At 60.2% G+C, this 23,546-nt stretch carries 25 protein-coding genes; 18 read left to right on the top strand and 7 right to left on the bottom strand.

The window, feature by feature from the left end; all coding sequences use genetic code 11:
• Positions 1-362 precede the first annotated feature (362 nt).
• The 3 genes from Q8N00_04640 to Q8N00_04630 all read left to right on the top strand — a co-directional run bounded on the left by Q8N00_04640 (position 363) and on the right by Q8N00_04630 (position 2,153).
• Positions 363-1,319 (top strand): tetratricopeptide repeat protein, encoded by a 957-nt coding sequence (locus Q8N00_04640; GenBank protein MDP2382070.1) that lies wholly within the window; start codon positions 363-365, stop codon positions 1,317-1,319.
• Positions 1,320-1,537: 218 nt separating this feature from the next.
• The gene (locus Q8N00_04635; protein ID MDP2382069.1) at positions 1,538-1,852 is read left to right on the top strand and encodes a hypothetical protein; all 315 of its coding nucleotides are present in this window, start codon (positions 1,538-1,540) and stop codon (positions 1,850-1,852) included.
• A 55-nt stretch (positions 1,853-1,907) separates the two neighbouring features.
• Complete coding sequence (locus Q8N00_04630; protein ID MDP2382068.1) at positions 1,908-2,153, top strand: hypothetical protein; 246 nt, start codon at positions 1,908-1,910, stop codon at positions 2,151-2,153.
• Positions 2,154-2,564: 411 nt separating this feature from the next.
• Here Q8N00_04630 and Q8N00_04625 read toward each other — a convergent pair whose 3' ends face one another.
• Positions 2,565-3,152, bottom strand: coding sequence for an NAD(P)H-dependent oxidoreductase (locus Q8N00_04625; GenBank protein MDP2382067.1), 588 nt, complete (start codon positions 3,150-3,152; stop codon positions 2,565-2,567).
• Between the two features lie 552 nt (positions 3,153-3,704).
• Here Q8N00_04625 and Q8N00_04620 point away from each other — a divergent pair.
• Together Q8N00_04620 and Q8N00_04615 are read left to right on the top strand one after the other, a co-directional pair.
• On the top strand, positions 3,705-3,905 hold the full coding sequence (locus Q8N00_04620; GenBank protein MDP2382066.1) for a dodecin family protein: 201 nt from the start codon (positions 3,705-3,707) through the stop codon (positions 3,903-3,905).
• A 26-nt stretch (positions 3,906-3,931) separates the two neighbouring features.
• Entirely contained in the window at positions 3,932-4,684 is a 753-nt protein-coding gene (locus Q8N00_04615; GenBank protein ID MDP2382065.1) for an ABC transporter substrate-binding protein, read from the top strand.
• A 289-nt stretch (positions 4,685-4,973) separates the two neighbouring features.
• Here the strand turns inward: Q8N00_04615 and Q8N00_04610 are convergent, their stop codons facing one another.
• On the bottom strand, positions 4,974-5,216 hold the full coding sequence (locus Q8N00_04610; GenBank protein MDP2382064.1) for a hypothetical protein: 243 nt from the start codon (positions 5,214-5,216) through the stop codon (positions 4,974-4,976).
• Positions 5,217-5,674: 458 nt separating this feature from the next.
• Between Q8N00_04610 and Q8N00_04605 the strand changes: the two genes are divergently transcribed.
• The gene (locus Q8N00_04605) at positions 5,675-6,520 is read left to right on the top strand and encodes a CBS domain-containing protein (GenBank protein MDP2382063.1); all 846 of its coding nucleotides are present in this window, start codon (positions 5,675-5,677) and stop codon (positions 6,518-6,520) included.
• A 169-nt stretch (positions 6,521-6,689) separates the two neighbouring features.
• Here Q8N00_04605 and Q8N00_04600 read toward each other — a convergent pair whose 3' ends face one another.
• From Q8N00_04600 to Q8N00_04580, 5 genes are all read right to left on the bottom strand, one after another.
• On the bottom strand, positions 6,690-7,142 hold the full coding sequence (locus Q8N00_04600; protein MDP2382062.1) for a response regulator transcription factor: 453 nt from the start codon (positions 7,140-7,142) through the stop codon (positions 6,690-6,692).
• A gap of 438 nt (positions 7,143-7,580) precedes the next feature.
• On the bottom strand, positions 7,581-8,228 hold the full coding sequence (locus Q8N00_04595; GenBank protein ID MDP2382061.1) for a response regulator transcription factor: 648 nt from the start codon (positions 8,226-8,228) through the stop codon (positions 7,581-7,583).
• Positions 8,225-10,675, bottom strand: a complete 2,451-nt coding sequence (locus Q8N00_04590; GenBank protein MDP2382060.1) for a PAS domain S-box protein — start codon at positions 10,673-10,675, stop codon at positions 8,225-8,227. The genes Q8N00_04595 and Q8N00_04590 overlap by 4 nt, the downstream gene beginning before the upstream one ends.
• A gap of 40 nt (positions 10,676-10,715) precedes the next feature.
• A complete protein-coding gene (locus tag Q8N00_04585; protein ID MDP2382059.1) occupies positions 10,716-11,942 on the bottom strand; it encodes a PAS domain S-box protein in 1,227 nt (408 codons plus the stop codon).
• A gap of 49 nt (positions 11,943-11,991) precedes the next feature.
• The gene (locus tag Q8N00_04580) at positions 11,992-15,024 is read right to left on the bottom strand and encodes a CheR family methyltransferase (GenBank protein ID MDP2382058.1); all 3,033 of its coding nucleotides are present in this window, start codon (positions 15,022-15,024) and stop codon (positions 11,992-11,994) included.
• Positions 15,025-15,270: 246 nt separating this feature from the next.
• Here Q8N00_04580 and Q8N00_04575 point away from each other — a divergent pair, with 246 nt between their 5' ends.
• The 12 genes from Q8N00_04575 to Q8N00_04520 all read left to right on the top strand — a co-directional run bounded on the left by Q8N00_04575 (position 15,271) and on the right by Q8N00_04520 (position 23,504).
• A complete protein-coding gene (locus tag Q8N00_04575; protein ID MDP2382057.1) occupies positions 15,271-15,504 on the top strand; it encodes a hypothetical protein in 234 nt (77 codons plus the stop codon).
• A gap of 204 nt (positions 15,505-15,708) precedes the next feature.
• On the top strand, positions 15,709-16,002 hold the full coding sequence (locus Q8N00_04570) for a hypothetical protein (protein MDP2382056.1): 294 nt from the start codon (positions 15,709-15,711) through the stop codon (positions 16,000-16,002).
• Complete coding sequence (locus Q8N00_04565; GenBank protein ID MDP2382055.1) at positions 15,999-16,328, top strand: hypothetical protein; 330 nt, start codon at positions 15,999-16,001, stop codon at positions 16,326-16,328. Before Q8N00_04570 ends, Q8N00_04565 begins: the two co-directional genes overlap by 4 nt.
• Positions 16,329-16,438: 110 nt before the next feature.
• Positions 16,439-17,443 carry a sugar phosphate nucleotidyltransferase gene (locus tag Q8N00_04560; GenBank protein ID MDP2382054.1) on the top strand — a complete coding sequence of 335 codons (1,005 nt, stop codon included), beginning with the start codon at positions 16,439-16,441 and terminating at the stop codon, positions 17,441-17,443.
• A gap of 17 nt (positions 17,444-17,460) precedes the next feature.
• Positions 17,461-17,715 carry a DUF2934 domain-containing protein gene (locus tag Q8N00_04555; protein ID MDP2382053.1) on the top strand — a complete coding sequence of 85 codons (255 nt, stop codon included), beginning with the start codon at positions 17,461-17,463 and terminating at the stop codon, positions 17,713-17,715.
• A 705-nt stretch (positions 17,716-18,420) separates the two neighbouring features.
• A complete protein-coding gene (locus Q8N00_04550) occupies positions 18,421-19,095 on the top strand; it encodes a phosphoribosyltransferase (GenBank protein MDP2382052.1) in 675 nt (224 codons plus the stop codon).
• A 34-nt stretch (positions 19,096-19,129) separates the two neighbouring features.
• Positions 19,130-19,630: a BCAM0308 family protein gene (locus tag Q8N00_04545; GenBank protein MDP2382051.1), complete on the top strand. Its 501-nt coding sequence runs from the start codon at positions 19,130-19,132 to the stop codon at positions 19,628-19,630.
• A gap of 23 nt (positions 19,631-19,653) precedes the next feature.
• Positions 19,654-20,220 (top strand): hypothetical protein, encoded by a 567-nt coding sequence (locus Q8N00_04540; GenBank protein ID MDP2382050.1) that lies wholly within the window; start codon positions 19,654-19,656, stop codon positions 20,218-20,220.
• Between the two features lie 227 nt (positions 20,221-20,447).
• A complete protein-coding gene (locus Q8N00_04535) occupies positions 20,448-21,305 on the top strand; it encodes a universal stress protein (protein MDP2382049.1) in 858 nt (285 codons plus the stop codon).
• Between the two features lie 422 nt (positions 21,306-21,727).
• The gene (locus tag Q8N00_04530) at positions 21,728-21,949 is read left to right on the top strand and encodes a hypothetical protein (protein ID MDP2382048.1); all 222 of its coding nucleotides are present in this window, start codon (positions 21,728-21,730) and stop codon (positions 21,947-21,949) included.
• Positions 21,946-22,617 carry a phosphoribosyltransferase family protein gene (locus Q8N00_04525; protein ID MDP2382047.1) on the top strand — a complete coding sequence of 224 codons (672 nt, stop codon included), beginning with the start codon at positions 21,946-21,948 and terminating at the stop codon, positions 22,615-22,617. The genes Q8N00_04530 and Q8N00_04525 overlap by 4 nt, the downstream gene beginning before the upstream one ends.
• Before the next feature lie 26 nt (positions 22,618-22,643).
• Positions 22,644-23,504 carry a universal stress protein gene (locus Q8N00_04520; GenBank protein ID MDP2382046.1) on the top strand — a complete coding sequence of 287 codons (861 nt, stop codon included), beginning with the start codon at positions 22,644-22,646 and terminating at the stop codon, positions 23,502-23,504.
• Positions 23,505-23,546 lie beyond the last annotated feature (42 nt).

Genomic DNA, 23,546 nt, shown 5'->3' with positions numbered 1-23,546 from the left:
TGGTAAGGAAGCAGTAAACCCTCCACGAGGGACGGAGGCCGAAATCAGGACGGAAACAAGGTCATGCGCGCGTTGCGCGAGCACAGGAGACTAACGGGCTACCCTCCTCCTCTGCTCCAAACATCTGCTAAAGGGAGCGGTCGAGGCTGCCCTTCACTGCGCGCATCGAGCGACCACAGTTTTATCGTGGGGGCTCTGCGAGCAAGAAGGGCGGCTGACCGCTCCCGATCTTCCGCCCTTGACCTCATAACCCCGCGAGCGCATCCTTTTAGTCGATCCTGCGAGGGATGAAGTCTTCTCTGAACCATCGACATGGCGCAGGAGCCCGTCGAGGCGTTCGGAACATGGAGGGCTGCATCGTGATGGCTGCCTGGCTTCTGCTGCTCGTTCCACTGTCGAGCCAGAGTCCTGCCTGGTCTCTTTCCCACGCTGTGCCTGTTCAGCAAATGTCTACGGCCAAAACGCTCACGGGCGACGAATTACTCCGCATCGGCGAGGTCCACGACCACCAGCATCACTTTCCTGAAACGCTGACCTACTATCAGCTCGCGTTGTCGACCTTTCGGGAGCACCAGCAGGCCCGCGGCGTGGCCACCGCCTTGGTGAAAATCGCACAGGTGTATGAACGGCAAGGCAAGATCCAGGATGCCGACGCGGCGCTCCAAGAGGCCCTTCCTCTTTTTGCCAGGTCATCCGACCGGACCGCTCATGCGCGGGCGTTACTGGTCAGGGGGCGCGTCTCGGCCCGGCTTGGACGCCTCGACAACGCTCGTGCATCGTTCAGCCTGGCGATCACCCTGTTCGAACGTACGAACGATCGACAGGGATGGAACGAATCGTTGGTGCAGCTGGGCCTGCTCGATGTCGGTGACGGAATACCCGAGCCAGGACTGTCGTTGCTGCAACAGGCGTGGCAAGACGCGCGCACCCGACAGAATCGCGGTCAGCAACTTGCGGCGGTCGTGGCACTGGGGCACGCGCACTGGCTGCTGGATCGAACGAAAGATGCGCGGCGGTATTACGACGAGGGCCTTCGCCTGGCTGAAGTCGAACAGAATATGACGATCGAAGCGATGCTGCGGCTCCGGCTTGCGCATGTGGATGGTGAGGAGGGACGGCTGACCGAAGGCATCGCATTGGGGAAACGCGCAGTCTTTCTCTCTCAAACCTTGCGCGATGCCGCGACGGAGGCGACCGCGTTGTCTCTGTTGGCCGATCTCTATCGGAAAATGGGATGGAGTGCCGAAGCAGAGGAATCGACACAGCGCGCGCTGTCGATCTATCGCAGCCGTCAGATCCTCGTGCACGGCGCCCGTTAATCATCGCGCAGGCTCAGTGGGAACGCTTGACCGATCCTCTCTCTGGGCGTAGCATTATTTATGACATTCCAGTGACGGTGGCTGCTGGCTCTTCCGCACGCTTCTACCTGGTCATCCTGCGCGCCGGATCTCGCCGCAGTCTCCATCACTCCTACGCCGGACAATGTGACGTCGCGCTTCCGGCGCTGAACATGGATCGCTTTAGAGCGAGGATCCTCATGGGAACTGTCGGTCGCCGACGAGTCCTTCCCCTCTTGGCACTGGTCCTGGGGCCTTCGATCTTCTCTGTGCCAGCACCGAATCTCATTCAGCCCTCTGAGGCTCCGATTATTCTGCCGGCTTCCGTCGCGCCTGCCGAACCTCTTGTTCCGCCGGCCACACGGCTGAGTGCATTTCCGTTCAGGCTGACGACGTACGGCACACATACATCCTGCTCACCCTACGCGCAGACACTGAACCGAGCCCGCAGCGCGCTCGGTCTGAGCGATCGATGGGGCGCAAGCGGGGAATGGGGAGGCTGTTCACAGTACTGACGAGTCGTGCCCGAGGTTGCAGTGGAGGTTCAAACCAGAAAGGGAGGATCTGATCATGACTTCACAGAATCCCGTGACCAATCGCATACTCGGCGAAGTCACACGCATGCATGGATGCGATCTGGATACGTTGACCAAGCATCTCCCCGACCTGTCCTGGGGCCAGGTCTTTAACGAGGTCGATCGGCTGAGCCGCCGGGGCATAGTGCTGGTCACCTTCGGCGCCGAGCGTCGCTACATGATCCGGCTGCCAAACCATAAGAAGGGATCCGCATCCGCACCTTCCGTCCATCATCAATGACGAGGATCGCGGGAGAACGACGTCGCCGGACCCTATCGGCCTCCAGCAAGACGGCTGGTGGTGTACATCGAGCGCCATGCCCCGTCTTCAATTTTTTTCCTTCTCAAGAGGGATGAGGCTGGGCTGCTCTGAACTCCGCGCATCGAACGAGCACCATCCGCCTATATGATCCTTCCGCGTTCGCTCGTTATCCTTCCCCACCAAATATGCTGCGGCTGGAAGCGATGGGCAGGAAGGGTGCGGCATCGCACAAAATCTGAACCAGTAGGCATGAAGGATATGCGTGCACCAATATGGCACCAGGGTGGCACAGCTTCAGAGGCGCACGCGAGACAACATGCAAGAGTTCAATGGCGACAACGACGCATCGCATGATGTCGCTCCCGAAGCTGCCCACCCTTCACCACCCGTCTACTTCCCCGCCTCCCCCAGCCCCCGCATCTCATCCAGCCATTCCAACCGCTGCGTCTCGTCTATCCCTTCGATAGAACCGATGAGCGTCGACCGGATCGGCCCGATACCGCAGAACCAGAGGATGTTGCGCCGGAGGCTCTTGAGGCTGTGCGCAAAGAAAATCCAGCGGTAGACGAAGGCCGGCATGCCCATCGTCACCACGATTCTTGCGGACCTGCCAGTGAGCAGCTTCTTCGCCATCCCGCCGGACTTCTGATATTCAAACGCAAAGCCCGGGCGCAAGACCTGTTCGAAAAACACTTTGAGCAGCGCTGGCATCGACCCGAGCCAGAGGGGATAAATGATGACGAGATGGTTCGCCCACCTGATCGCCTCCTGGGCTTGCTTGATGGCTTCCGGCGGTGTTCCCTTCTCAAAGTCTGCCTTCGTTCGCAGAAGGGGAACATCCAACGTAGCGACTTCGATACACCGGACTTCGTGACCGCCGTCTTCCGCACCCCTCGCATACTCGTCCGCCAACGCATGGCAAAAATGGCGCGCCTGCGCGTCGGGATGACCTTGAATGATCGTGATACGTTTCGCCATGAGATGGTCTCCCTTCTCCTGCTCTCGCAGACGCAACAGCGATGCCAGCGGCATTGTGATTCACGAATTTTTCCAGAATGCGCAACGCCTCCATTCACTGCAGAATCTCTCCCTTGTACTGCGGACAAACACCTCAACCTGAGAAGGTTGCTCTGCACCAATGCCGACACCTGTGCTCGAAACCCGAGACCTCACCTTGACAGCGGGGCACCAGAAGATCCTCGATGATGTGTGGGTGAAATATGATCTTGGCAGTTCGACCTCGCCATCACGACGAAGGAGGCTGCCCTTACCCCTGTCGCACTTTGCAGCAGTGGAATTCTGAGGTTTGAGGCACTTTGCCCTGAGATCGTGGTCGGACCGCCCCTCTCATCTTCATTCCCGCGCCGTAACCCCAAGCGCTGCCACCATTCTTTCAATAGGGTCTTGCCACAGCCTGGCGGCATGTCGCTTGCTCCGTAGTGAGTTGAGAGCTGAGCCTTTGAGCTACAGACTGAAAAGTAGCAACGTCGGTCTGACCATCGCTCACGTGCGTAACAAAGGAGGCGTCCCATGTCCGTCGCCAAAATCACCGAGCTGAGTTCGGAATCGCCAAAAAGTTTCGAGGATGCCATTCAGAGCGGGATCGCCCGGGCATCCAAAACCCTGCGCGGCATCAAGTCGGCTTGGGTGAAGGAGCAACATGTGGTGATCGACAATGGTAAGGTCGCCCTGTATCGCGTGCATCTGAAGGTGACGTTCCTGCTGGATTGATGCGTCATGGAAGGAGTGGGGCTCTGATGCCATTAACTACTCTCGCAGAGCCTATCGGGTCGCCTCGAATGGCATCACCGCAGCGGCCAGCTCTCGGCTCCTCTGCCTGCTCCCCGTTGAGACAGGCTGGTACCGCTGCGACTTCCCGCAGGGCTTGGATCGTTCGAAGTTCGTCCTTCGCACTGCACCTCATGCTTATCGCGCTGGCCTGCTCCACCGCCTTCGGCTCTTCCGACCAGCCCACGGAGCCTCCCACTGAAGCGGTCCGTTCCACGATCACGGAAGTGTTCCGCATCGTGGAGGACCCCAAGCTGTCCAGTCCGGCCAAGCGTATCCCTCGTCGGCAGCTGCTCGAAGAAGTCATCTCATCCCACTTCGACTACAGGGAAATGTCGAAGCGAGCGCTCGCGTCCAACTGGACGCCCCTCACGGCTGGTGAGCAAACCGAATTCGTCGAACTCTTCAAGAGCTTTCTTTCCGACCGTTATGCCGAAAAAATCGAAGGCTATTCTGGAGAACAAGTACACTATCTCTCCGAACGGATCGAGGGAAACTATGCGGAGGTCCGGACCGAACTGCGGTCGAGCAAAGTCGAAATCCCGATGGATTACCGGCTGCACGTCCAAGACGGGACGTGGCATGCCTACGACATCATCGTGGACGGAGTCAGCCTGGTCAAAAATTACCGCAGCCAGTTCGGCAAGATCATCCGCTCCGACTCCTACCGGGAGCTCGTCCGCCGGCTACGCGAACGCACCGTCGACAAGGACAAGAAATAGAAGGCGGCTCTCACAGGAAGACCTCACGGCCTCGCAGCCTGACCATTGACCTCTCCAGAAGTATGGTTATCTTAGAAGTGAGCGGAGGCCTCGGTGAGAGGAACAGTGAAGGACATCGAGGTCGAGCGCAGGGGTGGTGAGCAGGCCCGCTGAGATGGCGGGAAGCCTAAAGCTCCTCCAAGGCCTCCACGTTGGAGAAAGAACTCTCTGAACCAGCCTCCGCTTCGGTTGTATCTTCCTCGCAGGTCCTGGACAAGACACCACAGTCTCAGCGAAATTCTCGTCCACTCTACCCGTTCACGCGAGAGTGCCATCCCCCGGCGAACGACTCTTCCACTTCTGGTCGCGCGCGGTGATGCTGACGGTGAGCCAGAATCACCTGATCGACCCGTTCGCCGCATGTCACACAACGCGATTCCACCGCGCCAGTGTCACCCGAGAGTTCCGACAACATCAACCCGCCGCATCGATGGCAGCAATCGAGCGACCGCTTCTTGGCTTGATTCGTTCTCGTCGTCACAGTTCCTTTCATAGAAATCTCCTTCCTGGCTATGTGAGAGACAGCCATCGTACAAAGCATTCATCTGTGTTCGCCTTGAGAATGACGTCCAGGAAGACGTCCCTCAGGCTTGGCAGGTTGGTTGTTTCATAGATATGATTCGGCCTAAGTCAACCGAGGCTGCGCGAGCGCAGCAGATCATCCACCTCCCTCCCCTCTCACTGTAGCCATTTACCGCAACCTCTCCCTCGAAGATGTGGCACATTGCCCCCTCCCGACTCTCTCCATACTCGCCAACCGTTCGACCTGCACGTACCCGCTTGATTCCATCAGGAAAACACATACCCTGCTCTACACCCCAAGGACACTATCCTGGCTCGCCATATGCAGTTCACTGCGAGAGAGTCGAACGACCCTGATCGATCTTGGCTCTCACAAGGCGTGAGCGCGGCGCAACGCAGCTAGCGGTCTGAGGAATGAAAGGAACGACTATGACTGTGCAGTCAGGATCCACGATAGGACATTTCATGCATCGGTATTTGGAGGTCATCCGGCCTGGGGCCACGATCGTGGAGGCCGCAGAGCGTATGCGCGAGAAACGCCTTGGCTCCCTGTTGGTCGAGTCAACCGATGCAGACGGCCGCATGACCAGCAAGTCGGGGATCGTGACTGAGACGGACCTGATCAGGAACGTGCTCGCCAAAGGACTCGATCCTTCCCTGACGATGGTGGATCACATCATGACCAGCCCGCTGCTGACGATCGCACCGGATCGCCCCATGTTGGATGCGAGCCATCTGATGGAAACGAACCATGTCCGCTATCTCTGCGTCTCGGACAAAGATGAGATCGTCGGGATCATGTCGATACGAGATCTCGCGCGCTATTTCGTCGATTCAGAAGGGGGCCCCATCCATGGCCTCGACAAGGTGTACCGGCCCCTCAGCGTGCTCATGCACCAGGCGCTGAAAACCATTACAAGTGAACGGACGGTGCTGGAGGCGGCGCAGACGATGGCGGAGAAGCGGATCGGCTCACTCCTCGTGATGGAAGCGGGAGAGATGGTCGGAATCGTGACCGAAACCGATGTGGTGAGAAAAGGGATGGCCTCCCATCTCCCTGCAGGCAGCACCAAGGTCGGAACCGTGATGAACTACCCCCTGATTCAGATCGACATCAACCGGACCGTTCGCGACGCCAGTCGGCTCATGGCCGAGGAACGGATTCGCCACCTCGCCGTGACAGAGGGCAACAAGGTGGTCGGCATGGTGTCTGTGCGGGACCTGGTCAAGATGGTGTCCGTGAGAGATAAACCACGATTCATTCGCGAGCCGTAACGCCACTCGTCGCCTTCACAGGCAGCAGAGAGATCCGGGGCCGGGAGCCTTCATGGCCCCATGCCGGAGAAAAAAGACTCCCTACCCGTTTGCATTCTTCTCACGGGTGGACCTCCAAGCGATGGTCAACCCCGAAGACATACCAGGCATCGAATTCGGCCATCTCCTGCTACGACATCCTGGCCGACAGGTTTGCGCCCTCGACACATTCCCACGCCTCTCGCTCTCCCAGTCCATGCCCGAGATAGCGATCGCCCGCGAGCACATGCAGCAGGGCTTGCGGCAATTCTGTATAGAGGGACGTTCGTTTGAGGAGATAGCCGCGGGCTCCCGCCTTAAAGGCTAAGGACACGTAGACCGGCTCCCGATGGACCGTGAGGATGATCACCTTGCTCTGCGGGACACAGATCTGTAACGCGCGCGTGGCGTCCAGCCCATTCATCGTCGGCATCGAAATATCTAAAATAATAATGTCCGGCTCCAGCCGGATGGCCGCTTCGATAAGCGGCTGCCCGTCCGTCTCCATACCCACCACCTCACCCAATCCATCTTCGAGCAAGCCGCGCAGCGCGCTCAACAATTCCGGGTGGTCGTCGGCGAGCAAGATTCGTGGTTTCGTCATCGCGTGACGTCCTCTTCTCTCACAATGATAACCTCTTGTGAGCATAGCCGGCTTAGGGAAGCGGCGGAACTAGGAAGAACCCTGGCACCGCGAAAAAATCGTACTAGCGCTACGGGTCATGAGGGATAGAGGAAGGTGAAAGAACTGAGGAGAAGCAGGATGCTCAAACAGGCCGTCCAGCAAGGCCGCGCCCTTCTATCACCACTAAGGGGTGGCTGGGATGATTCCCACTGCGCGCGTCTTCCAACTCCTCCATTTCATTTTCAAGGGCGGCCTGGTCGATCCTCGATTGCGCGCGTCGAACGAGCACATTCTTATCGTGCGCGTTCCGCGAGCAGGAGGACGGCCAGGCCACCCTTCGCATCCTTCGGAGGCCGCGCGTTGCGCGAGCACAGGGATCGTCCCAGCTACCCCGCCCCCGTTTCAGCATCCTGCCGGTCAGAGGCCGGTGATGCCGTGCGTAACCGCATACTTGGTCAGATCGGCCGTGGTGTGAAGATCCAGATGCTGCATGATGCGGGACTTATGGAACTCCACCGTTTTGACCGAGATGCTGAGGATCGTGGCGATCTCCTTCGTGCCATGGCCTTCGGCGACGAGCTGCAACACTTCGCGCTGGCGCGCGGTGAGCGCGCCGGTGACAGGCTTGCCTCGCTCGCCGGTGGAGGGCTTGAGAACCGAGGCCAACACCTCTTTCGTGAGCAGCGGCGTCAGATAATGTTGGCCTTGAAGGACAGACGCGATCGCCAGACCGAGTTCCGAGGCCGCAGACCGTTTGAGGAGATAGCCGGAGGCCCCGGCCTGGAACGCTTCGGCCGCATAGGTCGGGCTGGCATGCATCGTGAGGAAGATGAGCTTGCAGTCCGGCGCAAGAGTGCGGAGTTTCCTCGCCGCTTCGAGCCCGTTTAAGAGCGGCATCGAGATGTCCAGGAGAATCAGATCCGGCCGCAGCTGCTGCGCCGCCTCCACTAACGCCCGCCCGTCCTCCACCGTCCCCACCACGTCGCAGTCCACCTCCACCAACTTCCGTAAGCCGGCGAGGATCAGCGAATGGTCGTCGGCCATGAGGACGCGCGGCCTCTTCATGTGCCCTCCTGAGCACGAGGAATCCAGGCGCAGACTGTCGTGCCATCCGCTGGGAGGGAATGGATTCGGAGAAAACCGCCCATCAGACGCATACGCTCTTGCATGCTCACCAACCCGATTCCTTTCATGCGAGCATCCTTGCCCTTAAGGTCGAACCCCTGACCGTTATCGCGCACCGACAGACCGACCCCTTTGGATGAACCGCTCAGCGTCACCGTCACTTCGGTCGCCCTGGCATGTTTGAACACATTTTGCAGACTCTCCTGCATCACGCGAAACAAATTGGTGGCCACCTCCGGCGCGAGCGCTTCCGGGACCTCTCGCGCGGTCCATGTCACGGGCAGCCCCGTCCGCTTCGTGAACTCGAGCACGTGGTCTCGCGCGGCGACTTCCAGTCCGACATGTTCGAGCAACGACGGATGCAGCCGGTACGCCATATCGTGCAGATCATCGGAGAGCTGCCCGACATGGTCCCGCACCGAGATGAGTTGCTGAACGACTGGCGTAGGGACGGCATTGGGCGTACGCTCTAAGGTCTCGAGTTCGACGGCCAGCGCCGCCAATCGTTGATTGAAATCGTCGTGCAGCTCTCGCGCGATCCGTCGGCGCTCCTGTTCCTGGGCACCGATCAGCTTCCCCGTCAGGGATTCCAGCTCCGCTTGTTTGTGATTGAGCAGGAGCAACTGTTGCTCCAACGCTACCCCCATGCTGACTCGCGGTGAGATATCCGTATGCGACACCACAGCGCCCTTCGACGCTTTCAACGGGGTCACCCGCAACTGGAACCAGCGCTCGTCCTCCAGCACATGACAGGCATATTCCGTGCTGAAACCCGGTCGACTGCCCGTTAATACGGCTTGAATGCCGCCGAGAATATGTTCTTGCTCCGCGGCTGCATCGGCAAGTGCCAGCCTGCACACTTCACCATAATGCTGTCCGATATCGGCACCAATGAGCGGGCAATTCGACGCCCATCCTGCGAACGCTTGCCAGGCGTCGTTGGTCTTGAGGATGACCCCGTCCCTGTCCAATACGCAGATAGGCGCGGAGAGTGAGTTCAGGACCGCGCGGGTAAAGACCTCACTGGCCTGCAACGCGTCCTCCCCCCGCTTGCGTTCGGTAATGTCATGGGCCAGATAAATCAGGGAAGGGGTGGACCCGAGCCGGATCGACGCGACGGAGATCATGAGAGAGCGAATCTCTCCGGACTTGGTCCGGAGCAGCCCTTCCCGATTGTGGAGATGGCCCTGTTCCTGGATTTCCCGGAGCACAGATGCACGTTCCGATGGATCGGCCCACAACCCCAATTCCAAGGTCGTTCGACCGATCACTTCCTCTCTAACGTACCCGGTCAGTCGGCTAAACGCATCATTCACATCGCAAAACCGCCCTTCCGCCAATGTGCTGATCCCGACAGCGGAGGGAACCCAGTTGAAGAGAGTTTGAAAGTGTTCTTGCGACCGGGTCAGGTCCTCGATGAGCCGGACCTGCTCCTGCTCCGCCTGCTTCCGCGCGGTGACATCGCGCAGAATGACGGTGAAGAGCATCTTGTCGCCGACCAGGACATGAGAGATGGAGGCCTCGATGGGAAATTCCTCTCCGTTGGATCGCAGACCGAATAAGTTGCCGGACTGGCCCATCGAACGGGAAGTCACTTGTGTCAGGGCGAAGTCGCGCATATGACCAGGGTGCGCCTGCCTGAACCGTTCCGGAATGAACCGGTCGAGTGGCTGCCCGATCGAGTCGGCGGCCTGGCAGAGAAACATGGATTCTGCCGTGCGGTTGAAGACCACCACATGCTCTTCCTCGTCCACAGTGATGATGGCATCCATCGCCGACGAAATGACCCCTTCGAGCTGCGCCCGCTGCGCCTCCATCGCCTGCTCGGCCAGCTTGCGATCGCTCACGTCCAGCAGCGCCGTCCGCCAATGGGTGAGGGGACCGGACTCCTCGTGAACTGCCAGGCTCTCCAGATAGACCCAGCGCGGCGGGCCCTTCTCGTTCCGGAGCAGCACCTCACAGCTCTGCCGCCTCCCGCTCGTCAAGACCTCCTGCCAATGCCGACGGAACGTGACCTCATGACCGGCTGCGAGCATTCGCGCGAGCGGTTGTCCGAGCAGCGCTCTCCGGTCGATGCCGAGCAGGGTCCCGGCCCTCAGATTGGCCTCCACAATCGTCCCCGCCTTGTCCAGGGTGAGATAACCGATGGGCGAAAAATCGTAGAGATCCACATAGCGGTCACGGGCTGACCCGAGCTCCGCCTGGGTCTGGCGCAGCTCCTCGTTCTGCATCTCCAGCTCGATCTGGTGCACTTGCAGTTCAGACACGAGCTGCTGCACGTCCTTGACCGGCATGGCGGCCACGTCGTGCTTGGTCATCTGGAGGAATTCTTCCGCCTGTCGGCGAAGCGCCGTGGACTTCGTGGGTCTGTCTGGTTTCTTGGCCATCGCATGCCCTTCTTACGACAGGCTGCGGTCGAGGATGAGGTTACAAACTCACGTCGTCCCTGTTCGACTTCCGTGGAAGATCGAGTACAACCCAAGTCCCGTTCGCAGGCTTCGACTGCACCGACAAGGTCCCGCCGAGCCTGCGGGCGCGCGCCTCCATGCTGACGAATCCCACGCCGTCTCGCATCGCGCGTTTTTGAGGCAAGCCCTTGCCGTTATCCTGCACAATGACACGGAGGCCGCCTTTCAACGGACGAAGCGAGACCCGCACCATTGTCGCCCTGGTATGACGGAAACTGTTGCTCAATGCCTCCTTGACCAGGTGAAGGATCTCGATATTGTGCGCGGCCGGCAGGTCATCGGTGACGGCGTGGCTGATGGACACACGAGCCTGCCGGCCATGAAGCCTGGCCAATGTCCCAACCATGGTACGGAGCGACGCCGGCAGATCGATGTCCGACAGGTTCTCGACCGCGACCTCCCTGATGAAGCTCCGCACTTCTTCGATCACGGAGTTCAGCCCGGCAATGCTCCGGGCCAGAGCGACAGCGGACTTGTCCGGCTCCTCTCTGAAATCCAGCGTGCCTGATTCGAGCCCCAACCCAATGGCGTACAGAGACTGGAGGATCCCGTCATGGAGATCATGCCCGATACGCACCCGGTGCTCCAAATACTGCTGACGCTCACGTCCGATCTGCCGCGCCTGCTCCTCTGCCTGCAGGCGCCCCGTAATATCCTGCAGGGCCGTGAATGCGCAGGTCTTTGTGCCTCCCTCATCCTGAACCGCCACCGATTCGAACTGAACCGACAGACCCTGCCGTTGTGCGAGATCCACTTCGCAGACTCGCCTGCTTCCCGTCTCGAACAGCTCTTTAAGGTGGCGACGGATCTTGGGCTGATCCTTTGCCGCCACAAACCGTATCACCGGCTGGCGCACCAGATCTGTCCGGTTCAGTTCGAGCAGCCGGCAGGCCGGTAGATTAGCTTCCAATATCATCCCCTTGGAGTCCAAGGTCAGGTAGCCGATGGGGGCATGGTCAAAGAGATCGGCATAGCGGTCACGGGCTGCCTCGAGCTCTGCTTGGGTCCGGCGCAGCTCCTCGTTCTGCATCTCCAGCTCGATCTGGTGCACTTGCAGCTCCTGCACGAGCCGTTGCACGTTCTTAGTCGGCATGGCCGCAACCTCGCGCTTGGTCACGCGCAGACTGGCTTCCGCCTGCTGACGAAGGCTAGTGGCTTTCGTAGGTCTGTCTGATTTCTTGGCCATCGCAGTGCCCTCTGGCTAGGCTGAAGTGTTCAGGATTCTGAACTTCAGCCTACTCCGCAGCCTTCCCCTCGGCCTTCACTTCATCCATGGCCAACAAAATTCTGCCTGGTTCACGCATCCCCTGCTCCAGTCGACGGCCATTGAGCCTCAGGGCCCTACGGCCGATGTGAGGAAACGTCTGTTCCAGCAGGAAGTTCTGGAAGGAATGATTCTTCGGTAGAACCTCCTCCAGCAGATGACGTAAGTCCGGCCTGTTCCAGGCCCCGGCACAGAGATGGTACAGGAGCTGCTGCTCGACCTCGCGCGGCTGCACCTGAAAGGTCCGGTAGAAAGACTGATTGGCCAAGACCACGCGGAGCTGGTCGTCCAAGACGAGCAAGGGTTCATGCATCGTCTCGACGATGCTAGCGGACACGTCGCGCGCCGCCAGGACGGTCTGCTCCGCCTCCTTGCTCTTGGTGATATTTTGAAACGTCACCACCAGCCCGTCGATGCTGTTCTTGCCGGTGCGATAGGGCAGGATCCTCATGGCAAACCAGCTTCCGTCGGTGGTCTGGACGTCCCGCTCCTTGATGACGAGCGTCTCCAGCACGTCCTGCGCATCCTCCAGCAGCCGGTCATCGATCAGCTTCGACACGATGTCCGACAGGGGCCGTCCGACATCGACGGCGATCAGACAACTCACCCGCTTGGCCTCCGAGGTGAACCGCTTGATGCGCAGCTCGTTGTCCAGAAAGATCGTGGCGATCTCGGTGCTGTTCAAGAGGTTCTGCAGATCGTCGTGCGCCTCTGCGAGCGCATCGAGCTTGCCCTGGAGTTCGGCGTTGACCGTCAAGAGTTCTTCATTGAGGGACTGCAGCTCCTCCTTCGCCGTCTCCAACTCCTCGTTGGTGCTTTGCAGCTCTTCGTTCGTGGATTGCAATTCCTCGTTGGTGGACTTCAGCTCTTCATTGGAGGTTTGCAGTTCCTCGATCGTCCGTTGCAATCGCTGCTTGGTGAACTCCAATTCCTGCACCAGCCCAGGATCCCCTTTCTTCAACGGCACGGCCGTTCGCGCCGATCCGCTCTTGTGTACGGCGGCTTTCCCCGTACGCACCGCATCGAACGTCACGAGGAGCAGGCCTCGGAGGGCCTCCGGCTCGGCAATTTTTTTCACGAACAGATCGACCAGGATGACCTCGCCGTTGGCGCGCAGGCGGAGTCCGCGACGCACGACCTCCTCCTCCTGGCCGGCAGCCTGATGGAGCGCGGTCGCCAGATCGTGCCGCAACCCTTCCCGCGCCATCTCGATCAGATGGTGGGTCGGCTGGCCTGGCGCCAGTTCCAGATAGACCCCGGTATGCCCATGGATGTAGACGACTTCGCCCCGGGCATTCACCACGACGGCCGACGGCGCATAGCGCGAGACCAACAGCTGCTGGATCAGCGTGGGGATGGAGGCGGGGCGAGTGAGGAGAAGAGCCGCGTCCGTCTCCGCACGGGTCTCGGTGGTCCCTTTCATCGATCCATGAGGAAATCGTTTCAGTTGAGGAACCGTGCCGGGCTCCGCCGTTCGCCTGAACAACTTCCATTTTCGATCGATGACGGCAAAGAGCTGATCGTACTCGCCGACCGTTTCTGACGTACCGAGAAACAGGACACCGTTCGGCTTCAAGGCATAGTGGAACAGCGGCAGGATATTGTGCTGGGCCTGCGCATCCAGATAGATCAGGAGATTGCGACAGGACAGGAGATCCAGCTTCGTAAAGGGGGCATCGGTCAGGAGGTTATGCTGGGCAAACACGACCAGATCCCGAATCTCCTTCTTGACCCGATAGTGAATGTCTTCCTTGGTAAAGAACCGCTGCAGGCGCGCCGGGGTAAGGTCCTCGGCGATGCCGACCGGATAGAGGCCCGCGCGCGCCTGGTCGATGGCCCGTCTGTCGAGATCGGAGGCAAAGATCTGGATCGTGAGGCGGAGCTTGTTCTCCGTCAGAAATTCCCGGAAGAGGATGGCGAGCGAATAGGCCTCCTCTCCGGTGGAACAGCCGGCCACCCACAGCCGCAGGGTCGTACCCTCCGGCTTGCCCTCCACGAGCGCTGGCAGTACTTTCCGTTCGAGGACCTCGAAGGCCTGTGGGTCGCGAAAGAAGCTGGTCACGCCGATGAGCAGTTCTTGAAAGAGGGCATCGAGTTCGTGCGAGTTGGCCTGCACAAATCGGAGATACTGTTTTAGATTCTCGATCTGATGCACATTCATCCGGCGTTCGATGCGCCGCTGAATCGTATTCTCTTTATACCGCGCAAAATCGTTCCCGGTCCGGTCGCGCAAGAGGATGAAGATCTTCTGCAGCTGCTGCGAGGCCTCGCCTGCAGGCAGGAGCGTCGCCGGTGCGGTGCGGCTCCGCGCATAGGCGCGCAACGACTCCGCCATCTTCTCCACCGGCTGCACCACATCGGCCACCCCGGCATCGATCGCGCTGCGCGGCATGCTCTGATACTTGGCCGACTGCGGCTCCTGCGCAATCGTCAGGCCGGACTCGGCCTTGATCGTGCGCAACCCCACGGTGCCGTCGCTGCCGGTCCCGGACAGGACGATGCCGACGGCTCGTTGCTTCTGGTCTTCCGCCAGCGAACGGAAAAAATAATCGATGGGCAGCGGCACGCGTTCTTTTGTCGGGGGTTCCATGAAGTGCAGAATGCCGTGCAAGATCGCCAGATTGATGCCACCCGGCGCCATGTACACGCCATTGGCCTCCACCGCCATCCCGTCCTTGGCCTCCACCACCGGCATCGCCGTACATTTACTCAGGAGACTCGGCAGAAGACTGACATGGCCCGCATGCTGGTGCGACACCACGACAAAGGCCATCCCGCTGCCGGGAGGCATGTGGCGGAAGAACAATTCCAGGGCTTCCAAACCTCCGGCTGAGGCGCCGATTCCGACGATGAGAAAATCGGGCGGTTCTGTGGGCAGGGCTATCGATGGAGCGGTCTCAGCCGCAGGGCGGCTGCCCTTGACCGGTTGCCGCTTGGCGGCCTTGCGCATGACGCCGCGCTTGGCCGAGGATTTGGTTCGAGAGGTCTTCTTCGATGCCGCCATAGGATCGACTCCTCCAGAGGACAGAGACCGCAACATCGGAATCGAAATCAGCATCCGCAGCAACTGGATGGGCCGATCTGATGGCAGAGTCTAGGCCCTTTCTCTCGTTCCTACAAGTCGCGCGAATGCGGCCAGACAAGCGCTAGTAATGTCTTCTCCCAGGACTAGGGGGGTCCCTAGTTTCCCTAGGCAGACACATCCCGTACAAGAGATGCGGGAGCGTCACGTCTAGTGGAGGAGGGTCCTATGCTTCGGACAGATACACTTGAATCGGCTATCCGCCAGGTGCTCGCTCAGGTCGGGATCTGCACGCTCGAAGAACTCAGCGAGCGGCTCCCCTCCTTCTCATGGAACCAGCTCTTTGCCGCGGTGGACCGGCTCACCAGAGACGGCATCGTCACCCTCCAGCGTCCGGGCTCCTCAGGCTATCTCGTCTCACTCGCACCGAATCGACCCGTTGAGGCGCGAGAAACACGGTAATCCAGGAACCACGTGCGACCTGAATCTCCGACAGACGCCTTCACAACCTCCTCCCCTTCGGATGTCACGCTAGTAACCTATTCGAGTAGAACTGGTGGGTTCCCCAGTTCCCCTCACGGCGACGAATTCGTATAGCTATCCTGACATTCGACTCCGCACAACGCCAGGTGACGGACTCTGGCAGGCGGATGAAGGAGGTAGCCTATGTCTCTTGAACAGGTATTCGATCAGACCATGCGCCTATCCCCGTCCGTTCCGATGAGAGACGGGGCCATCGCCCCGACGCTGCTCCCCGTCTGTTGTCTCTGCGGACTCATTCGCGACGATCGGCGATGTCCTCCCGGCCTCGATTGCTGGCTTACGCAGCGGACCTATCGCGCGGCCCATGGTATCGATCCGTCCGAGATCGCCCAGACCCATACCTACTGCCCTGAATGTTTCACGAAAGTTCAGGAGGCGGTGAGACGGTACTTCCATGAGATCGGAGCGCGGCCTTGAGCCGGCGCGCTACCTCTTCGAGCAGCGTCGGCTCCCATCGGGCGACAGACCGGGATCTGCGAACACAGGAACCGGCTCTACGGAATGCATGCTGTCTGCGGTGCGGCGGCTTGCTGGTCACCAGCTTCACGGCCGCTCTGGAACGGGACGTCACCGGCGCACCGATCACGCTCCGGCGTTGCGTGAACTGCGGCGACTGCCTGGATGCCTTCATCCTGGCCAATCGATGGAAGGGCCCAGGGCCGGCAGGCCCGCGTGTAGGAGTGCCGAGGGGACCTCAACAGACCGGACGGCCGCCCAGTGCAGGGATCGGCATGACTCGGTGAATGGTTCCGCAGGGGTACAGACTGAAGGGTGAAGACCGAAGTTCATGCGCCTTCAACCTGTATTCCTGAACCGCTACCCTTGTAGGTGATAATCAAGGAGGTTGGAAATCGTGGGTCCATCGCACACATCGGATCATCGCTGGTCGATCATCCCGGCAGGAGGAGAGGGCACGCGGGTCAGTTCGCTGATCCATCGCTGGTTGGGCCGCCCCACCCCGAAGCAATACTGTGCCTTCGTCGGCACACGCTCCATGTTCCAGCATACGTTGGACCGGGCGGCCAAGCTGACGCCGCCGGAGCGCATCGTGACGGTGGTCGCGCACAGCCACCGCCGCGACGCGCTGGCACAATTGGAAGGGAGACGTGGCAGCACCATTCTCTTTCAGCCGGCCAACCGCGACACGGCAGCCGGGGTCTTCTTGCCCCTGACCTATATCCGGGCCAAGGCCCCACAGGCCACGGTCGTGCTCTACCCGTCGGATCATTTCGTTTATCCGGAAGCGCGCTTCCTCGACCGGGTCCGGCATGCGGTCAGCATCGCGGAATCGCGGCCTGATCGGGTGGTGATGTTGGGAGTCGCCCCCGATCGTCTGGAGCTGGACTATGGCTGGATCCAGCCAGGCCCGGCCCTCACCAGCCTACCGGACGAGCCGGTGCAGATGGTCGGCTCGTTCCTGGAAAAGCCCGACACCGCGCAGGCCGATGCAGCCCTAAGGGCGGGCGCCCTCTGGAATACGCTGGTATTCGCCGCCAACGTGGACTTGCTCTGGACATTGGGCTGGCAATGCCTGCCGGACATGATGCCGCTCTTTGAGCGGCTGAGCCAGGCCATCGGAGGGCCGGAAGAAGGGCGCGCCCTCGAAGCGATCTACCGGGACATGCCGGCGAAGAATTTCTCCTCCGACCTGCTGCAGCGCGTCCCGGAGCGTCTGGCGGTCATCGAACTGACCGGCGTGCTCTGGAGCGACTGGGGCAAGCCGGAACGGATTGCCGAAACACTTCGGCGAATCGACCGGCGCCCCTCGTTCCCGTTGAGCTGTCTCGATCGGCCGTTCGCGCCCTTCCCATTCGTTGCCGCGAATGGTGGGTTGTCCATGAATACGTCATCCGTCTAATCCAAGGAGCACAAGCCATGAAATCCGCCAACATTCGTTCGACAACACAAGCCAAAAAGACACCGGCTCCCCAACAGCAGCAGCAGACCGCCAACAAGCCTGCCGCGCAAAAATTTCTCGTCCTGCCACTGTCGCCCTGCAATGACCTCCCGGCCATGATCGCAGCACGAGCCTATGCGCTCTACTGTGAGCGCGGATACCGGGACGGATCGGCGCTTGAGGATTGGCTCGAAGCGGAGCGGGACGTGCTCAGTCAGATTCAGTCTGCCTGACAGAGTGGCTCAGGACACCGTTGGGTTCCCACACATGTCCAGCGCGCGACTATGGACGCCCGCGTGAGGAAAGGCCGCAGTGACAGCCGTCCTGTTCATGAATCATGTAGGCGACGTCCCTCCACTCAGTATCGGCGGAGAGACCGCTCAGGGAGCCATATTTTGGGTCTTGCATTGCGGGTACCGGAGCAATACGCTAGTCCGCATCTGCTCGTGAGCCCTACGTGCCGTCCAGGAGGTACCCCGTGAGCCTCAACAAATCAGAACGAACCCCTCAGCCCATCTCCATGAGCCCCTCTCGCGCCTGTACCCATAGCCGCCTGATCTCTGACAATGTGACGGAGGAGGAGCACAGGGCAGGGAAAGTACGCTGCGTTGAATGTGGGGGCCTCGTGCCGGATCCACACCTTCAACGGAATACCTAGGGCACAGAGCCCTCCTTCCATTGAGGTATTTGGCAACAGTCCCCTGACGTGTCACTGGCCCGAAACTCCTCAGCTGACCGGATCATGCAATTCGCTCCTCCGACTCGACATCTGTAAACTCCCGTACTACCGCACTTCTCCCGCGACCATCCGGCACACCATCCCGTGGCACCGACGATGCAAGACTGTTCCTGCAAGAGTTCATGCTGTTCCCCCATAGGGGCATCCATCACACCACCGACGCCCGTGGAAGATGACGAGACCGGCAGGAGACAGACGCGTGAGGTTCCATAATCGCGAAGAAGCCGGCCGGATGCTGGCCGAGAAACTGAGTGGCTACCGCAACGATCCGACGGCGCTGATCCTGGCCCTTCCCCGCGGCGGTGTGGCAGTGGGCTATCAGCTCAGCCTGGCCCTCCACCTTCCGCTGGATGTGTTCATTACTCGCAAAATCGGTGCGCCGGGCAATCCCGAATATGCCATTGGGGCGGTGGCCGAGACGGGTTCGCATTATCTGAATCAAGAGGCGATCAACTCGTTCGGTATCCCCCGGCATGAGCTGGAGCGTTTGATCCATGTCCAGGAGCAGGAGATCGCCAGGCGTAAGGACCTGTACCGGCAGGGACGGTCGCTCCCGCTCCTCACCGGGCGCACGGTACTCTTGGTCGATGACGGCATCGCCACAGGCTCGACGTTCATGGCTTCGGCGTGCGTGATTCGACATCTGCAGCCGCGCCGCCTGGTGGGCGTGATTCCGGTCGGTCCCCCGTCGACGATCCACGAGGTTCGCTCACAGGTGGACGAGCTGGTGATACTCATGACACCGGACCCGTTCGACGCCGTGGGAAATTTCTTCGTAGACTTCACGCAAGTCGAGGATCGCGACGTGCTTGAATACTTACATTTGTCCGAGGAGTCGATGCTCGCACACATGCTCTCGTCGCCAACTCCGTAAGATCTCTTGTTCACCAAGGAAGGCACAGACCGATATGTCTACACATGCCAAGATCCCGTCAGGATTGGGAGCCCGCAGAGACCAAACGTATCAAGAGCACGAACACGACACCTATAAACAAAAGGGCAAGCTCAAGGGGCCAACGGTCTGCACCGAATGCGGCGCCCTGTTCCAGAAAGGCCGCTGGACCTGGAACCCCAAGCCGGCGGAAGCCGACGAGATCGTCTGTCCGGCCTGTCTCAGGGTTCGGGACAAGTACCCCAAAGGGCTCCTGACGCTGAGTGGTTCCTTTCTCGTTGATCACAAAGACGAGATTATGGGAGTGATCCACAATACCGAAGCCAAGGAAAAATCCCAGCACCCCCTGTCCCGTGTTATGGGATACGAGCAGCAGGGTGGGGCCCTGGTGGTCTCCACCACAGATACGCACCTTCCGCGACGCATCGGTGAGACCCTGCATCACGCCTATGAGGGGGAGTTCAACGTCCATTACGACCAGGGAGAACAATTCGTACGGGTCACATGGACTCGCTAAACACAACCGTTGAGGAGAACCATATGATCGCCAACCCCAGCAGGCCACTGAAACAGTCCGCCGGTCCCCGTCGATGGCTCCTTGCCGTGGTCGCGGCACTCAGCCTGGCGGCCGGCACGACGGGTCAGGCGGCGACGTCCATTCCACAGGGCGCGCTCGTCGAAGTGGATGAGGCCACCGTCAAGCAGATCCTGGATGTGTTTCATCAGGCCGAAGCCGCCGTCGCGGTGGGCAATCTGGACGGCGTCATGGCGCTCTACGCCACCCAGTACAACTATCATGGGTTGAAACAGGTGGACGTGCGGAAGATCTGGTCCAACCTGTTCGATGAATATCGCGATATCGGCGAAGTGCATTTCTTTTCGAAGATCGTCAAGGTGGGCGCGGGCGCCAACACCATTCTCGAAGTGACCTGCACGGGAAGCTTGTCGGGCCTCTCGAAGATCAGCGGCCTCCGGGTGCCGATCGACAGCTGGTATGAAGAAGTGCATTACCTGACCTTTGAACATGGCGGCTGGCGGATTCGGGGCAATGTGGGCGACACACCCAAAGTGCTGCCGTTCGGAACCGCGCCCCATCCATTGTTCTAACAGGCTGCGGAAAAACTCGGTGTATGAGAAGGACAATAGCCAAAATGTTCCGAGCAGCACCGTGGCTAGAAGAACCACAGGATGCTCAAAAAGGCCGTCCAGCAAGGCCGCAGCGAGCGAAGAGGCGAGGCGTACTGGTTGGTACGTTGAGCCTCTTCGTGAAGCGAGAACGCCGCTGGCGGACGTTTTCAGCATCCTGCTAAGCGTCGACAGGAAAGGACCGCGCTATGCGCATCGCCATTGGAATCGACTGGTCGGACCAGTCATTTTCAGCCGTTCAACAGACTCTCCTCTTATTTCATCCAACGACCATCACTCTGGTGCATGGGGTGGACTTGGGTGTCTATGAATATCCAGCTGTCGCCGGCGCCGCCGCACTGCAGGGGTACGAGGAGTTTCGACAGGCGATGATGGATGCAGGCCAGGAATTACTCCAACGGACCTCCGCCTTAATCCCATCGAACGGGATCGCCGTCACGCAGGTGCGCGAGATCGGATCGCCGGCCCGTATCGTGCTCGATCAGGCGGACAAGGCCGACGCCGAGCTGGTGGTGATGGGCGCTCGCGGGCGCGGGAAACTGGCTGAGTTGGTGCTCGGCAGCGTCTCCCATCGGGTCTTGGCCCACGGAACAAGAACGACGCTGATTGTGAAAGGCCCTCCGAAGAGAATCCGCCGTGCCATCATCGCCCTCGAAGGCCGCGAGGACGCACAGATGATTCGCGACTGGTTAACCGCACATCCATTCCGCGATCCGATAGAATTCTCGATTCTCACCGTCGTCCCGTCACTGCAGCTTGCCGACCCCTCCAACATGGCACGCTTCGAACGCTGGGCGGATATCGCGAATCACTCTGCAGAAGATCTGGTCAAGACGACGGCCGCCGCGCTGGTGGGCCCCTCCTCCACTGTGTCCGTCCAGGTATTGAGCGGCGACCCGGCTCAGACGATCGCCGCTCGTGCGGCCGAATTCGACCTCCTCATTGTGGGGTCGCACAGCCGTCGAGGGATCGCACGTTTCCTGCTCGGCAGCGTGTCGCACAGCCTGGTCCATCGGGCCGCATGTCCGGTGCTGGCAGTCCGTTAAGCGCGGCAGGACGCTGAAACAGTTCGCCAGCGTCGTTCTCGCCTTGAACGCATCCTCATCGTAGCCAGAGGCTACGCCTCCGGTGCGTTCATCGGCTGCGGCCTTGCTGGACGAACTGTTTGAGCATCCTGTCACGGTTGTATCCTGCACGGGAAAGGCGCAATTCGAATTTCAGAAAACCTCGAACCTCCGTCCGCATCGGCCATCCCGCCAGTCCCGCTCTGCCGCCCAATGCGGAAAGAGGCGACAGTGTCACGCCACGGCTCTGCCCCGTAATGCCCCAGTGCGATCAATCCAAGATCTCTCAACACAAACAAGACTCCCGTACCATTGCGGGGTTACCATGGTCGCGTCGGCAATCGCCACCTGGCATTGCTGATGCACTTAGCATGACAGGTCATGCACCGACAGTAGAGGCTCTCATGGCAATGTCATCAGCGACCACGACCGCCATTCTGGACGTCATGACCCGCTCGTCCGGCTGCAACCTGGAAGACATCGTCTCCAACTGCCGAGGACTGACATGGAATCAGGTCTTTCTCGAAGTCGATCGGTTGAGTCGTGACGGGCAAGTCTGCTTGACACAGCAACGACCGGGCTCTTACATCGTAAGGCCAACACCTGCACGGGAGGGTCTGTTATGACATTTCGCGATCGGGCTCATGCGGGTATCTTGTTGGCCAAGGAGCTGGCGATATACCGGGGCGATCCGAACGCGGTCGTTCTCGCCCTTCCACGTGGCGGGGTAGTCGTCGGCTACGAACTGAGCGTGGCCTTGCACTTGCCGCTGGAAGTCTTTCTGACGCGCAAGCTCCGCACCGTCAATAACCCGGACTGTGCGGTCGGGGCTGTCAGCGAAACGGGCGCCTTGTATGTAAACCAGGAGGCAGCCGATGCCTGTCGACTCTCCGGCGAAGACATTCAGGAACTGGTCCTGGGGGAAGAAGGGGAACTTCAGCGGCAGCGGATGCTCTATCGCCAAGGACGGTCGCTCCCCGCTCTGGCCAACCGGACGGTCATCCTCGTCGACGACGGCATAGCAACGGGAGGGACGCTCTACGCGACAATCACGTCCATGGCCGCCCTCTCTCCCCGCCGTGTGATTGTCGCCATGCCTGTCGCGCCGAGCGATATAAGTTCTCGCATATGTCCACTGGTCGACCAATGCGTGATCCTCACAACACCGGAGCCGTTTTCGTCCGTCGGAGCCCTCTACGCAGATTTCGAGCCGGTGACTGATGAGCAGGTCTTAGCCCTGCTGGAAGCGGCGCATCGCGAACGCGCCAGATCGCCATCGTTCTCGCGGACGTAATACGAACGAACCAGGGAGACATCCAGATGATGAAAATTGTGGTTGGTGTCGATTGGTCGGACGAAGCCTTTGCGGCAGTGGAGCAGATCGGCTTGCTCTACCGCCCGGACGAGGTCGTCCTCGTTCATGGCGTCGATCTCGGCATGTTTCACTACCCCCTCGTCGCCGAAGCCGTCAACCTGCAAGGGTACGACGAATTCCGTCATGCCTTGATGGAGGCCGGACGACAGGCCGTTGAACGTTGCCGCACCCTGCTGCCGGCTGAGACGCCTTCCATTCAAACCCTGTGCGAAGTCCAGCACCCGGCCTCCTTCATTCTCGACAGCGCAACGTCTGTGAAGGCCGACCTCATCGCCATGGGCACGCACGACCGCAGCCGCCTGGCAGAAGTATTTACCGGCAGCGTCTCGCACCACGTCCTGCTCCATGCCACGGTGCCGACTCTCATCGTCAAAGGAAAGGCCCGCCCGGTCACCCGCATCCTGCTGGCGGTGGAAGGCCGCGAGGATGCCGTTCGTCTGCAAACCTGGCTGACCGCGCACCCCTTCAAGAACCCTGTCTCGGTCACCATCCTCTCGGTCATTCCCTCTCCCTACATGGTCGATCCGCATGTGGTCGTGGGACTCAAAGACTGGGCCGAGCAAAGTAAGCGGCAGGCTGAGCAGGTCGTGAACGACATCGCCCAGGCGCTGGCGAGCCCGCAATTCACGGTGTCAACCGAGGTGCGCCTGGGCGATCCCGTCACCATGGTCTGCGACGCAGCAACGACCCACGACCTCATCGTGGTCGGCTCCCATGGACGTCGGGGACTCGATCGCTTCCTGATGGGCAGTGTGTCGCACGGAATCGTCCATCGGGCCAATACCCCTGTCCTGGTGCTCCGCTGAGAACAGATGGATATCCGCCTCACGTCGCCAGCCAAGGAGAAA

Source organism: Nitrospirota bacterium (assembly GCA_030684575.1).
In the GTDB taxonomy this organism is placed as follows: Bacteria; Nitrospirota; Nitrospiria; order Nitrospirales; family Nitrospiraceae; genus Palsa-1315.
The sequence above is the reverse complement of the archived record's forward strand: the minus strand, read 5'-3'. Positions and strand labels throughout refer to the sequence as shown.

What these genes read in the sequence shown, in the direction of transcription:
- Q8N00_04640 (MDP2382070.1), top strand. Translation starts at nt 363, where the DNA reads ATGGCTGCCTGGCTTCTGCTGCTCGTTCCACTGTCGAGCCAGAGTCCT.
- Q8N00_04635 (MDP2382069.1), top strand. Translation starts at nt 1,538, where the DNA reads ATGGGAACTGTCGGTCGCCGACGAGTCCTTCCCCTCTTGGCACTGGTC.
- Q8N00_04630 (MDP2382068.1), top strand. Translation starts at nt 1,908, where the DNA reads ATGACTTCACAGAATCCCGTGACCAATCGCATACTCGGCGAAGTCACA.
- Q8N00_04625 (MDP2382067.1), bottom strand. Translation starts at nt 3,152, where the DNA reads ATGGCGAAACGTATCACGATCATTCAAGGTCATCCCGACGCGCAGGCG.
- Q8N00_04620 (MDP2382066.1), top strand. Translation starts at nt 3,705, where the DNA reads ATGTCCGTCGCCAAAATCACCGAGCTGAGTTCGGAATCGCCAAAAAGT.
- Q8N00_04615 (MDP2382065.1), top strand. Translation starts at nt 3,932, where the DNA reads ATGCCATTAACTACTCTCGCAGAGCCTATCGGGTCGCCTCGAATGGCA.
- Q8N00_04610 (MDP2382064.1), bottom strand. Translation starts at nt 5,216, where the DNA reads ATGAAAGGAACTGTGACGACGAGAACGAATCAAGCCAAGAAGCGGTCG.
- Q8N00_04605 (MDP2382063.1), top strand. Translation starts at nt 5,675, where the DNA reads ATGACTGTGCAGTCAGGATCCACGATAGGACATTTCATGCATCGGTAT.
- Q8N00_04600 (MDP2382062.1), bottom strand. Translation starts at nt 7,142, where the DNA reads ATGACGAAACCACGAATCTTGCTCGCCGACGACCACCCGGAATTGTTG.
- Q8N00_04595 (MDP2382061.1), bottom strand. Translation starts at nt 8,228, where the DNA reads ATGAAGAGGCCGCGCGTCCTCATGGCCGACGACCATTCGCTGATCCTC.
- Q8N00_04590 (MDP2382060.1), bottom strand. Translation starts at nt 10,675, where the DNA reads ATGGCCAAGAAACCAGACAGACCCACGAAGTCCACGGCGCTTCGCCGA.
- Q8N00_04585 (MDP2382059.1), bottom strand. Translation starts at nt 11,942, where the DNA reads ATGGCCAAGAAATCAGACAGACCTACGAAAGCCACTAGCCTTCGTCAG.
- Q8N00_04580 (MDP2382058.1), bottom strand. Translation starts at nt 15,024, where the DNA reads ATGGCGGCATCGAAGAAGACCTCTCGAACCAAATCCTCGGCCAAGCGC.
- Q8N00_04575 (MDP2382057.1), top strand. Translation starts at nt 15,271, where the DNA reads ATGCTTCGGACAGATACACTTGAATCGGCTATCCGCCAGGTGCTCGCT.
- Q8N00_04570 (MDP2382056.1), top strand. Translation starts at nt 15,709, where the DNA reads ATGTCTCTTGAACAGGTATTCGATCAGACCATGCGCCTATCCCCGTCC.
- Q8N00_04555 (MDP2382053.1), top strand. Translation starts at nt 17,461, where the DNA reads ATGAAATCCGCCAACATTCGTTCGACAACACAAGCCAAAAAGACACCG.
- Q8N00_04545 (MDP2382051.1), top strand. Translation starts at nt 19,130, where the DNA reads ATGTCTACACATGCCAAGATCCCGTCAGGATTGGGAGCCCGCAGAGAC.
- Q8N00_04540 (MDP2382050.1), top strand. Translation starts at nt 19,654, where the DNA reads ATGATCGCCAACCCCAGCAGGCCACTGAAACAGTCCGCCGGTCCCCGT.
- Q8N00_04535 (MDP2382049.1), top strand. Translation starts at nt 20,448, where the DNA reads ATGCGCATCGCCATTGGAATCGACTGGTCGGACCAGTCATTTTCAGCC.
- Q8N00_04530 (MDP2382048.1), top strand. Translation starts at nt 21,728, where the DNA reads ATGGCAATGTCATCAGCGACCACGACCGCCATTCTGGACGTCATGACC.
- Q8N00_04525 (MDP2382047.1), top strand. Translation starts at nt 21,946, where the DNA reads ATGACATTTCGCGATCGGGCTCATGCGGGTATCTTGTTGGCCAAGGAG.
- Q8N00_04520 (MDP2382046.1), top strand. Translation starts at nt 22,644, where the DNA reads ATGATGAAAATTGTGGTTGGTGTCGATTGGTCGGACGAAGCCTTTGCG.